Origin of the sequence: Dactylosporangium sp. McL0621, from assembly GCF_049995355.1 — a bacterium.
Taxonomy (GTDB): domain Bacteria; phylum Actinomycetota; class Actinomycetes; order Mycobacteriales; family Micromonosporaceae; genus Dactylosporangium.
In genome coordinates, this window is record NZ_CP188259.1 from 5,616,410 (window position 1) to 5,628,264 (window position 11,855).

The 11,855-nt window shown below is 74.4% G+C and carries 9 protein-coding genes; all 9 read left to right on the forward strand.

Going from position 1 to position 11,855, the window contains the following annotated elements; translation table 11 throughout:
• The first annotated feature begins 68 nt into the window (after nt 1-68).
• On the forward strand, nt 69-953 hold the full coding sequence (locus ACPPVO_RS26495) for an SDR family oxidoreductase (RefSeq protein WP_426513847.1): 885 nt from the start codon (nt 69-71) through the stop codon (nt 951-953).
• A 115-nt stretch (nt 954-1,068) separates the two neighbouring features.
• Nucleotides 1,069-1,248 (forward strand): hypothetical protein, encoded by a 180-nt coding sequence (locus ACPPVO_RS26500; RefSeq protein WP_426513848.1) that lies wholly within the window; start codon nt 1,069-1,071, stop codon nt 1,246-1,248.
• Between the two features lie 4 nt (nt 1,249-1,252).
• Entirely contained in the window at nt 1,253-4,501 is a 3,249-nt protein-coding gene (locus ACPPVO_RS26505) for a chemotaxis protein CheB (protein ID WP_426513849.1), read from the forward strand.
• 63 nt (nt 4,502-4,564) lie between these two features.
• A complete protein-coding gene (locus ACPPVO_RS26510) occupies nt 4,565-7,264 on the forward strand; it encodes a cation-translocating P-type ATPase (RefSeq protein WP_426513850.1) in 2,700 nt (899 codons plus the stop codon).
• Nucleotides 7,245-8,111, forward strand: coding sequence for a PPK2 family polyphosphate kinase (locus ACPPVO_RS26515; protein ID WP_426513851.1), 867 nt, complete (start codon nt 7,245-7,247; stop codon nt 8,109-8,111). Before ACPPVO_RS26510 ends, ACPPVO_RS26515 begins: the two co-directional genes overlap by 20 nt.
• Nucleotides 8,108-9,124, forward strand: coding sequence for an AI-2E family transporter (locus tag ACPPVO_RS26520; protein WP_426513852.1), 1,017 nt, complete (start codon nt 8,108-8,110; stop codon nt 9,122-9,124). The genes ACPPVO_RS26515 and ACPPVO_RS26520 overlap by 4 nt, the downstream gene beginning before the upstream one ends.
• Nucleotides 9,125-9,218: 94 nt before the next feature.
• Complete coding sequence (locus ACPPVO_RS26525; RefSeq protein ID WP_426513853.1) at nt 9,219-9,611, forward strand: ATP-binding protein; 393 nt, start codon at nt 9,219-9,221, stop codon at nt 9,609-9,611.
• Between the two features lie 34 nt (nt 9,612-9,645).
• On the forward strand, nt 9,646-11,442 hold the full coding sequence (locus ACPPVO_RS26530) for a glycoside hydrolase family 15 protein (RefSeq protein ID WP_426513854.1): 1,797 nt from the start codon (nt 9,646-9,648) through the stop codon (nt 11,440-11,442).
• Nucleotides 11,443-11,454: 12 nt separating this feature from the next.
• The gene (locus ACPPVO_RS26535) at nt 11,455-11,853 is read left to right on the forward strand and encodes a hypothetical protein (RefSeq protein ID WP_426513855.1); all 399 of its coding nucleotides are present in this window, start codon (nt 11,455-11,457) and stop codon (nt 11,851-11,853) included.
• The last annotated feature ends 2 nt before the right edge of the window (nt 11,854-11,855 follow it).

Sequence of the window (11,855 nt, forward strand, 5' to 3'; positions counted from 1 at the left end):
TCACCGGGTGACATGCCGTGCTAGCGTTGGGCATGTCATCAAGTGACATCGCCTTCGGGAGGACCACCATGCGCATCTTCGTCACCGGCGCCAGCGGCTGGATCGGCTCCGCCGTCACCGCCGAGCTGCTCGGCTCCGGGCACCGGGTCGTCGGCCTGGCCCGATCCGACGCGGCCGCTGCCACCATCGCGAACCTCGGCGCCGAGGTGCGGCGGGGCGGCCTCGACGACCTCGACGCCCTGCGCGCCGGCGCCGCCGACTCCGACGGGGTGGTACACCTCGGCTACAACCACGACTTCTCCCGCATGGCCGACGCCGCGCAGACCGACCTCGCCGCGATCACCGCGCTCGGCGAGACCCTGGCCGGCAGCGACCGGCCCCTGCTCATCGCCTCCGGGGTGGCCGGCCTGCCGGGCCGCCCCGCGACGGAGCGGGACACCGCGGACCCGGGCGTCCACCCGCGGGTCGCCAACGCGAACGCCGCACTGGCCTTCGCCGACCGGGGCGTGCGCACCGGCATCATCCGCTTCGCCCCGACGGTGCACGGCGACGGCGACCACGGCTTCGTCGCCGTCCTGGTGTCCGTCGCGCGCGAGCGGGGCGTGTCGGCCTACATCGGCGACGGCGGCAGCTGGCCGGCCGTGCACCGCCTCGACGCGGCCGAACTGGTCCGGCTGGCCCTCGAAAAGGCGCCCGCGGCATCGGTACTGCACGCCGTGGCCGAGCCGGGCGTGCCCACGAGGGACATCGCCGAGGCCATCGCCCGCGGGCTCGACCTGCCGGTCAAGTCCATCCCGGCCGAGGACGCCCCGGCCCACTTCGGCTGGATCGGCCAGTTCTTCGGCCTCGACGCGCACGCGTCCAGCGAGCACACCCGGGAACTGCTCGGCTGGACCCCGCGGCACCAGGGCCTGATCGCCGATCTCGACGCGGGCTACTACCTCAAGGGCTGACCCGCGGTGCTCATCCTCGCCCTGGGCAACGGCGGGCTGCTGTTCACCGCGCGGCGGGTGGCCGGCCCGCCTGCGCTGGGCGGCCCTCGTCCTCGGGGCGCTCGGGCTGGCGGCGATGGTGCTGCACCTGTCCGGGGCCGGGCCCGCGCTGGGCCGCGGCGGCTGGGAGCGCGTGGCCGCGTTCGCACTGCCCGTGTGGACGGCCGCCGCCGGGCTCGGCACGCTCGGCTCCGGAGCGGCGCGTATGCACCCCAACGGTCCCTTGCGCCCCAAAGGGGCGGCGGGGGCAGACTGATGGCGTGGAGGAGCGTCCCCCCGCACAGGACCGAGCGATCACCTCGGCCGGCCGGCCGGGCAAGGGGCCGGCCGTCGTCGCCCTCGTGGCCTCGGCCGGCGGGCTGGGCGCCGTCACCACGGTGCTCAAGGCGTTCCCGGCCGACCTTCCCGCGGCGGTCGTCGTGGCGCAGCACCTGGGCGGGCACGGCAGCGCGCTGGTCGAGATCCTGCGGCGGCGCACCGGGCTGCCGGTGAGCTGGGCCGTCGACGGGATGGTGCTGCAGCGGGGCCGGGTCGTGATCGCGCCGCCGAAGACCGCGGTCGAGGTGCTGCCCGACGGCACCCTGGCGATGACGCCGTCGCCGAACTCGTCGGAGACCGGGCCGCTCGACGTGCTGCTGCGCTCGCTCGCCGACTCGTTCGGGGCGCAGGCGGCCGGGGTCGTGCTCTCCGGCATGGGGCGCGACGCGGCCGCCGGGGCGCGGGCGCTCAAGGACGCCGGCGGCACGGTGGTGGCGCAGAGCGAGGACTCGGCCGAGTACCCCGGCATGCCCCGGGCCGCGGTCGAGATCGGCGCCGTCGACCTGGTGCTCGACCTGCGCGACATCGGACCGGTGCTCGTCGACGTCGTGCGCGGCGGCGAGCTGCCGCGGGCACGCGCCGACCGGGCCCGGGCCGAGGTCGTCTTCGGCGGCTCGGGCGAGGTGGCGGAGCTGATGCGGCGGGTGGACTGGCGGCGGACCCGGCTCGGGCCGGTCGACACGTGGCCCGACGCGCTCGTCGGGGTGGTGCAGACGGTGCTCGCGAGCCCGGTCGGGATGTGCGTGCTCTGGGGGCCGGAGCTGCTGCAGCTCTACAACGACGGGTACCGGCTCGTCATGGGCCGCAAGCACCCGGCCGGCCTGGCCCAGCCGACCCGGGAGTGCTGGCCCGAGGTGTGGCACCTGAACGAGCCGCTGTACGCCCGGGTGCTGGCCGGCGAGGCGGTGTCGCTGACCGACGCGCTGTACCCGATCACCCGCAGCGACGAGCTCGAGGACGCCTGGTTCGACCTGAACTTCAGCCCGGTCCGCGACCGCGACGGCCGCATCGGCGGGGTCTTCTCGACGGTGATCGAGAAGACGGCCGAGGTGCTCAGCCGGCGCCGCCTGCAGCTGCTCAACCGGCTCGTGTCCGGGCCCGTCGGGGCGCCCACGCGGCGGGCCTCGCTCGAACGGTCGCTGGCCGCGCTGGCCGGCGGCGAGGAGGACTGCCCGTTCGCGCTGGCGTACCTCGTCGACGGCGTGCGCAGCCAGGCCGAGCTCGTCGCCGCGGCGGGCGTCGAGGCCGGCGGCCCGATGGCGCCGCACACGATCGCGCTGCTCGACGACGACGCGGCCTGGCCGATCGGCCGCGTGGTCCGCACCGATCGCGCCGCGACCGTCGAGCGGCTGGCCGAGACGTTCCGCGGCGTCACCATCGGCGCCGCCGCCCGGGAGCCGCACAGCGCGGCGGCCTTCCCGCTGCGGGAGCCGTACGACGCCGAGAGCCAGGTGGCCGGCGTCCTCGTGCTCGGCATCAACCCGCACCTGCCGCTCAACGGCGGGTACCGGGAGTTCCTGGACCTCGTCGCCGGGCAGGTCGCGGGCTCGCTCACCGAGGCCACCGCCCGCCAGCGCCAGCGCGACCGCATCGACCGCCTGGCCGAGCTCGACCGCGCGAAGACCGACTTCCTGTCCAACATCAGCCACGAGCTGCGGACCCCGCTGACGCTGCTGCTGGCCCCGCTGGAGACGCTCGGGGCCGACCGGGCGGGGCTGCCCGCGCCGCTGCGGGCCGAGGTCGACATCGCCGCCCGCAACGCCCGCCGGCTGCTGCTCATGGTGGAGACCCTGCTCGACTTCTCCCAGCTCGAGGCGGGCCGCCTGCGGGCCCACCCGGAGGAGGTGGACCTGGCCGCGCTCACCGTCGACATCGTCAGCGCCTTCCGCAGGGCCGCCGACCGCGCCGGGCTCGAGCTGCGCGTGGACTGCCCGCCGATGAGCGGCCCGGTCACCGTCGACCCCGGCATGTGGGAGAAGATCGTCGCCAACCTGCTGTCCAACGCGCTCAAGTTCACCTTCGACGGGCAGATCAGCGTCGAGCTGCGGGAGCTGCCCGAGCACGCCGAGCTCGCGGTGAGCGACACCGGCGTCGGCATCCCGGCCGACCAGCTGCCGCACATCTTCAAGCGCTTCCACCGCGTCCGCGACAGCCGCGCCCGCACCCACGAGGGCGCCGGGATCGGCCTGGCGCTGGTCGACCAGCTCGCCCGCCGCCACCACGGCCGTGTGCGGGTGCAGAGCAGCGCCGGCAAGGGCAGCCGGTTCACCGTCTGGCTGCCCAAGACCCGGCCGGCGCGGGCCGGGAACCCCGCCGCCGCGGCCGAGCCGGAGCGCCGCCACCACCCGGTCGCGGGGATCCTGGCCGAGGTCGCCGGCTTCTGGGACACCCCCGCCCGGCCCGCCGCAACCGGCCCGCCGGCCCCCGCGCCCGGCGCCGGCGAGGCCGCCACCCGGGCGCGGATCCTGGTCGTCGACGACAACCACGACATGCGCGCGTACCTGGCCCGGCTGCTGTCGGTCGCCTGGGACGTCGAGGCGGTCGGCACCGGGGCCCAGGCCATGGCCGCCGCCCGCCGCCACCGCCCCGATCTGATCCTCACCGACGTGATGATGCCCAACGTCGACGGCCGGCAGCTGCTGCGCACACTGCGCGCCGAGAGCGTGCTGCGCGGCCTGCCGATGATCATGCTCAGCGCCCGGGCCGGCGAGCAGGCCGCCGTCGACGGGCTCGCGGCCGGCGCCGACGACTATCTCGTCAAGCCGTTCGCGGCGCGGGAGCTCATCGCCCGCGTGGGCGCGCAGCTCGAGCTGGCGCGGGTCCGGGAGGAGGCCGAACGCCGCTTCCGGGCGCTGGTGAACGCCAGTTTCGACGTGGTGTACCGGATGAGCCCCGACTGGACCAGGATGGGCGCCCTCGACGGCCGCGGGTTCGTCGCCGACCCCAGCGAGCCGTCCGCCACCTGGCTCGACACCTACATCCACCCCGACGACCAGCGCGAGGTCCTCGACGCGATCGCCGCCGCGGTGCGCGACAAGGCGGTCTTCCAGCTCCAGCACCGCGTCAGGCGCTCCGACGGCACGCTGGGCTGGACGCTGTCGCGGGCCGTGCCGCTGCTCGACGACGCCGGCGACATCGTGGAGTGGGTCGGCACCGCGACCGAGATCGCCCCGCCGCCGGAGCACGGATGAGCGGCCCGGATGATCGGCGGCGCGACCAGGGCTGAGCCGCGATCGTGCGGGTAGCACGCGGCGATGGGGACCTCCACGCTGGCGCCGACGCAGGAGCCGCCGTTCCACGCGCTGTCGGCCGCCGAGGCGCTGGCCGTCGAGCACGTCGAGGCGCAGGCCGGGCTGACGCCTGACGAAGTCGAGCGGCGGCGGGGGAGGTACGGGCCGAACCGGTTCGCCGAGGCCGGCCGCGAGCCGCGATGGCGGGCGTTCGTGCGGCAGTACGCCGACCCGATGCAGATCGTGCTGCTGGTGGCCGGCATCGGCAGCGTGTATCCGCTGCGGCAGTACGGCACCGGCCTGCTCCTCATCGCGCTGACCCTGTTCAACGCCGTGCTCGGGCTGCGGCAGGAGGGCAAGGCCGCGGCCGCGGTGAGCGCGCTGCAGCAGGCGATGATCACCCGGGCCCGGGTGCGCCGCGACGGGCGGACCGACTCGGTGCCGTCGGAGGATCTCGTGCCCGGCGACGTGGTGCTCGTCGAGGCCGGCGACCGCGTGCCGGCCGACGGACGGCTGGTGCGCACCGCCCGGCTCGAGGTTGACGAGTCGGCGCTGACCGGGGAGAGCGTGCCGGTCGGCAAGGACGCCGGCGTGGTCGCCGCGGCCGCCGCCGCGCTCGGGGACCGGGTCGACATGGCCTACATGCACACCAACGTCACCCGCGGCACCGGCGAGATGGTGGTCACCGCGACCGGCATGACCACGGAGGTCGGCCGGATCTCGGGGATGCTGCAGACCGGCGAGGAGCCGCCGACGCCGCTGACCCGGCAGCTGAGCCGGCTGACCAACCAGATCCTGCTCGTCGCCGGCGTCGCGCTGCTGCTGTCGGTCGTGATGAGCCTGGCCCGCGGCAACCCCTTCGACGTCGTGTTCACCGCGGCCATCGCGTTCGCGATCTCGGCGATCCCGACCGGGTTGCCGGCCGTGGTGACCACGATCCTCTCGCTGGGCACGCAGCTGCTCGCCCGGGCCAACGCGATCGTCAAGCGGCTGCGCTCCACCGAGACCCTCGGCTCGACGTCGGCGATCAACTCCGACAAGACCGGCACCCTGACGCTCAACCAGATGACGGTCGCGGAGCTGGCGATCCCGGGCCGGCGGTACACGGTGTCGGGCACCGGCTACTCCGCCGACGGGGACATCCGGCGGGTGGCGGGCGACCCCGACGTACCGCTGGAGCCCTATCTGCTGCCGATGGCGCTCGCCGGCGATGCCGTCGTCACCGCCGGGCGGCTCGTCGGCGACCCGACCGAGGGCGCGCTCGTGGTGCTCGCCGAGAAGGGGCACCTCGACGTGGCCGCGACCCGGGAGCGGTACCCGCGGATCGCCGAGGTGCCATTCGACGCGGCGTACAAGCTGATGGCCACCTACCACCGCATGACCGACGAGTCCGGGCGCGACGTGGTGCGCTGCTTCGTCAAGGGCGCCCCGGACCAGCTGCTCGCGCGGGGCGCGCTGGACGACGAGCGCCGGCGGCGGTACCTCGCCGAGAACGAGCGCATGGCCGGCCAGGGCCTGCGCGTGATGGCCACGGCCCGCCGCGACTTCGACCCGGCGACGTTCGACCCGCACGGCGACCTGCTCGGCACCCTCGACGAGCTCACCCTGCTCGCGCTGGCCGGCATCGTCGACCCGCCGCGGCCGCAGGCCCGGGACGCGATCGCCCAGGCGCACGCGGCCGGCGTCCAGGTCCGCATGATCACCGGCGACCACGCGGTCACCGCGGGCGCGATCGCCGGGCAGCTCGGCATCACCGGCCGGGCCATCACCGGGGCCGACTTCGCGGCGATGGACGACGAGGAGGCGGTGCGCGAGATCGACGGCATCGGGGTCATCGCCCGGGTCACGCCGGAGCACAAGGTGCGCCTGGTGGAGATCCTGCGCCGCAAGGGCCACATCGTCGCGATGACCGGCGACGGGGTCAACGACGCCCCGGCGCTCAAACGCGCCGACATCGGCATCGCGATGGGCATCACCGGCACCGACGTGTCGAAGGAGGCCGCCGCGATGATCCTCACCGACGACGACTTCGCCACGATCGTCAAGGCGGTCGCCATCGGCCGGGCGCTCTACGACAACCTCAAGCGGTACGTGTACTTCCAGATGGGCGCTCTGATCGGGTTCATCGCCACCTTCCTGGGGGCCGGCATCCTGGGCATCGCCGCGGGGCTGCCGTTCCTGCCGCTGCAGTCGCTGTGGATCAACTTCACCGTGCACCTGCTGCAGTCCATCGGGCTCGGCTACGGCCGCCCCGAGGAGGACATCATGCGCCGCCCGCCCCGCCCCGCCGACGAGCCGCTGCTGGCCGGGCGGACCCTCGCGTGGCTCGGCGTGCTCGGGGTCGTGATGGGCGCGGTGACGCTGGCCGTGCTCGCGGGGACCGACGCCCGGCACGACCTCGACACCGCCCGCACCATGGGGCTGACGACCTTCTCGCTGATGAGCCTGTACCTCTCCGCCACCGTCCGCAGCGACACCCGCTCGGTGTTCAGCCTCGACACGTTCGACGACCACCGGTTCCTGATGACCAGCGGCCTGTCGCTGCTCACCATCGTCCTCGCGACCGAGCTCGCCCCGCTGCAGGCGCTCCTGCACACCGTCCACCTCGACCTCGCCGAGTGGCTGGTCTGTGCCGTGGCGGCGGCGTCGATACTCGCGGTGACGGAGCTGCGCAAGGCGCTGCTGCGCCGGAGGGAGGCCCGCAATGCCCAAGCGTCCGCGTGACCGCATCGCCGAGCTCATCGCCCCGCTGCGGGTCGAGCCGGGCCGCCGGGTCCGGCTGCCCCGCGACTTCGACCCCGGCTACACCGGCGACCTCGTGCGCAAGCGCGACCGCACCGAGCTGCTCGAGCGTGGGGTGGCGCTGCTCGCCGACCACCAGGCGCGGCTGGCCGCCGAGGGCACCCGGGGCGTGCTCGTCGTGCTCCAGGCCCTCGACGCCGGCGGCAAGGACGGCACCATCCGGCACGTGATGAGCGGCGTCAACCCGCAGGGCGTGCGCGTGCACAGCTTCAAGGTGCCCAGCGCCGAGGAGCGGGCCCACGACTATCTGTGGCGGTACGGCCTGCGGCTGCCGGCCCGCGGCGAGATCGCCATCTTCAACCGGTCCCACTACGAGGAGGTGCTCGTCGTGCGGGTGCACGACCCGGAGGCGCCGACGTCACACTGGCGGGACCGGTTCCGGGCCATCAACGACTGGGAGCACCACGTCGCCGCGAGCGGCTTCCACATCGTGAAGCTGTTCCTCAACCTCAGCCCCGAGGAGCAGCGCCGGCGCCTGCTGGCCCGCATCGACGAGCCGGCCAAGAACTGGAAGTTCTCCGCCTCCGACCTCGCCGAGCGGCGGCACTGGGACGACTACCAGCGCGCCTACGCCGACCTGCTGTCCCACACCAGCACGGACTGGGCGCCGTGGCACGTGATCCCGGCCGACCAGAAGTGGTTCGCCCGCATCGCCGCGGCCGCCGTCATCGCCGACACGCTCATGGCGATGGACCCGCGGTACCCGACCCTCGACCGCAAGGCGCGCCGGGAGCTCAAGCAGTTCCGCGGCGCCCTGGAGGACGGGTGAACGGCCGGGAGCGGCTGCAGCGGCTCGGGCGGACCGGCTGGTCGGTCGCCGGGCTGATCGGCGGGGCGGCGCTGGCCGCGGCGGCGGTCGCGGTGCTGGTACCGCTGATCATGCCCCTGCTGCTCATGGTCGTCATCGCCATCACCGTGCAGCCGCTCGTGGCCCGGCTGCGGCGGCTCGGCCTGGCCCAGGGGCCCGCGGCGCTGGTCGGGGCGCTCATCCTGCCGCTCGGCCTGGTGCTCGTCGCCGCGCTGCTCGTGTGGGTGCTGACGCTGCAGGCGGCCGAATGGCGCCCGGCCCTGGCCGAGGCCGGCCGGCGGCTGCAGGACGCGCTCGGGGCCGACCCCGTGCAGACGATCCTGCAGTCGGCGTCGTGGCGCGCCGCGCTGCTCGGCGTCGGCTCGGCCGTGACCGGCGGGGCGGTCGCGCTCGGGCAGGCCGTGGTCGGCCTGCTGGTCGGCACGTACCTGCTGTACTACCTGCTGCACGACGGACCCCGCTGGGGCGCGGCGATCGAGCGGCGGCTCCCCACCGAGGTCGACCCCGACCACCAGCTCGTCCGGCGCTCGTCGGTGCAGCTGCGGCGGTACATGGTCGGCACCACCGTCGTCGCGGCCATGGACGCGTCCGTGATCACGTTCGGCGCGGCCGTGCTGCGGGTGCCGTTCCTGCTCACGATCGCCGTCGTCACGTTCGTCGCCGCGTTCGTGCCGTACCTCGGCGCCTGGGTCTCGGCCGCGTTCGCGGTGCTGCTCGCGCTCGGCTCGGGCGGCGCCACCGCGGCCGTGTGGATGCTCGTCATCGTCCTCATCACCCAGAACCTCCTCGAGGGCGTCCTGCGCCCGCTCATCTTCGGCCGCGCCCTCGACCTGCACCCGGTGGCGGTGCTCGCGGCCACCGTGGTGGGCGCGGCGGTGGGCGGGCTGTGCGGGGTGTTCCTCGCCCCGCCGCTGACCGCGATCGTCCGCTCGTGGTGGAAGGCCCGCCGCGCCGCCCGTCCTCCGGACGCCTGACCGAAGGGTAGAAGGCGGCCCGCGCGGGGTATCCCGGGTGGGTGACGACCTTGAGTGTTTCCCCGCCGCCGCCGGTGACGACGGAGCTGCGCCGGTGGGTCATCGCCGACGTGCGCGAGCTGCAGGCCTGCGCGAGGCGCTGCTCGACGCCCTGACGAGCCGGCGCCTCGTGGCCGCGCCCGCGCTCGACGACCGCGCCGACCGGGTGCTGCTCGTCGCCTCGGAGCTCGCGACCAACGCGCTCATCCACGGGCTGCCGCCGAGCGTCGTACGGCTGCTGCTGGCCGACGGCTGCTTCGTGCTCGACATCGCCGACCACGACATGCAGGCGTTCCCGCAGCTGCGCGACGTCGAGCCCACGGACTCGGGCGGCCGCGGGCTGCACCTGGCGCGGCAGCTTTCGCTCGACGTCGGCTGGTACGCCACCGTCGACGCCAAGCACATCTGGGCCTCGTTCTCGGCGGTCACGACGACCCCGGAAGGGTGATGGTGGTACCACCCGGGACCGCCACCCTCGGGGTATGGAGACTGCCCCGATCGAGCACCACGGACTGATCGGCGACCTGCAGACCGCCGCCCTCGTCGCCGAGGACGGGTCGATCGACTGGTTCTGCGCGCCGCGTTTCGACTCACCAAGCATCTTCGCCGCCCTGGTCGACGACGGGCACGCCGGCGGCGGGCTCTGCCGGTTCCGGCCCGAGCGCGACGACTTCGTGAGCCGCCAGCTGTACCTGCCCGGCACCGCCATCCTCATCACGCGCTTCATGAGCCCCGAGGGCGTCGGCGAGGTGCTCGACTTCATGCCGGTCACCGGCTACGAGCCGTCCGAGCGGCACCAGATCGTGCGCGTGATGCGGATGGTCCGCGGGCACGGCCGGTTCGTGTTCGAGTGCTCCCCCGCGTTCGACTACGGGCGGGCCGAGCCGGACATCGACATCACCGAGTCCGGCGTCGTGTTCACCGGCGGCGGCCAGGCGCTCACCCTCAACCCCGGCCGCACCGAGCTGGCGAGCCAGATCGAGCGGGTCAACGGCGGCATCCGGGTCGTGCTCGACGCGCACGAGGGCGACAGCGGCGGGATGGTGCTGACCGCGGGGCCGTCCGAGACGCCCCGGACTGTCGCGACGGACGAGATCTGGCGGCTGTACGCGCGGACGCGCGACTACTGGCGCGGCTGGGTCGGGCAGTCGCGGTACACCGGCCGCTGGCGCGAACAGGTGGAGCGCTCGGCCGTCACGCTCAAGCTGCTGACCTACGCCCCGACGGGCGCCCCGGTCGCGGCCCCCACCGCGGGGCTGCCCGAGCTCGTCGGCGGGGAGCGCAACTGGGACTACCGCTACACCTGGATCCGCGACGCCTCCCTGTCCGTGCACGCCCTGCTCGGCCTGGGCTACCGCGACGAGGCCCGGGCGTTCCTGAGCTGGCTGCGCGACCGGGTGACCGAGGGTGAGCCGCGCATCATGTACCGCATCGACGGCTCCACCGACCTGCCCGAGCTCGAGCTGCAGCACCTGCGCGGCTACCGCGGCTCGAAGCCGGTCCGCATCGGCAACGACGCCAACGGCCAGCTCCAGCTCGACGTCTACGGCGAGGCCCTCGACGCCATGTACCGCGGCTTCCGCTCCGGCCTGCGCCCGGCCTACGACGGCTGGAGCGCGTTCACCCGCGGCATCGACCGGCTCTGCGACTCGTGGGACCGGCCCGACGACGGCATCTGGGAGTCCCGCAGCGGGCGGCACGACAACACCTACGGCCGGCTCATGTGCTGGGTCGCGTTCGACCGCGCCATCCGCATCGCCCGCGTGCTCGGCGCCCCGGCCGACCTGCCCCGGTGGACCGCCGCCCGCGACGCCGTCTACGAGCAGGTGATGGCCCGCGGCTGGAACCCGGACGCCGAGACGTTCACGCAGCACTACGAGACCGACGTGGTCGACGCCGCCCTGCTGTACATGCCGATCGTCGGCTTCATCGCCCCGGAGGACCCGCGCTGGCTGTCGACCCTGGAGGCGATCGACGAGCACCTCGTCTCGGACAGCCTCGTGTACCGCTACGACCCGCTCAAGTCCCCGGACGGTCTCGCCGGCGCCGAGGGTACCTTCTCGATGTGCACCTTCTGGTACGTCGAGGCGCTCGTGCGCGCGGGCCGCCTCGACGAGGCGCGCCTGACGTTCGAGAAGATGCTGACGTACAGCAACTACGTCGGCCTGTACGCCGAGGAGATCGGCCCGACGGGGGAGCAGCTGGGCAACTTCCCGCAGGCGTTCTCCCATCTCGGCCTCATCAACGCGGCGGTCCGCCTCGACCGGGCCCTGGGCTGACACGATGGGGGCATGATGATCGCCGAGGGCCGGGGTGGCTTCCCCTGGGGCCTGCTCGTGGTGGCGGACGCGGACTCCGACTTCGCCACGCTGCCCGACGAGCCGGAGCGCGACGTGCCGCTCATCGCGGGCGAGGACGCGATCGTGTGCCGCGTCGCCCACGCGGTGTTCGACGACGTGACCGTGCGCGTCTGGCGCGACGCCCCTGGCCCGGCGCTGACCGGGCCGCCGGTGGGCGCGGCCCCGATCGCGGTGCCGTCGGGCCGCCTCGTCATCGGCGACGTCGAGCGCGAGTCCCCGGCCACGATGACCGTGCACCTCCCGCCGGGGCACTACGACGTCGAGGCGTACTTCGACGAACCCGACTGGCCCGAGGCGGTCGACCTCGTCCTGCGTACGTCGAGTAGCTGACA

Bases quoted from the DNA above. Each gene is read 5' to 3' on its own strand.
- ACPPVO_RS26495 (WP_426513847.1), top strand. From the start codon at position 69: ATGCGCATCTTCGTCACCGGCGCCAGCGGCTGGATCGGCTCCGCCGTC.
- ACPPVO_RS26500 (WP_426513848.1), top strand. From the start codon at position 1,069: ATGGTGCTGCACCTGTCCGGGGCCGGGCCCGCGCTGGGCCGCGGCGGC.
- ACPPVO_RS26510 (WP_426513850.1), top strand. From the start codon at position 4,565: ATGGGGACCTCCACGCTGGCGCCGACGCAGGAGCCGCCGTTCCACGCG.
- ACPPVO_RS26515 (WP_426513851.1), top strand. From the start codon at position 7,245: ATGCCCAAGCGTCCGCGTGACCGCATCGCCGAGCTCATCGCCCCGCTG.
- ACPPVO_RS26530 (WP_426513854.1), top strand. From the start codon at position 9,646: ATGGAGACTGCCCCGATCGAGCACCACGGACTGATCGGCGACCTGCAG.
- ACPPVO_RS26535 (WP_426513855.1), top strand. From the start codon at position 11,455: ATGATGATCGCCGAGGGCCGGGGTGGCTTCCCCTGGGGCCTGCTCGTG.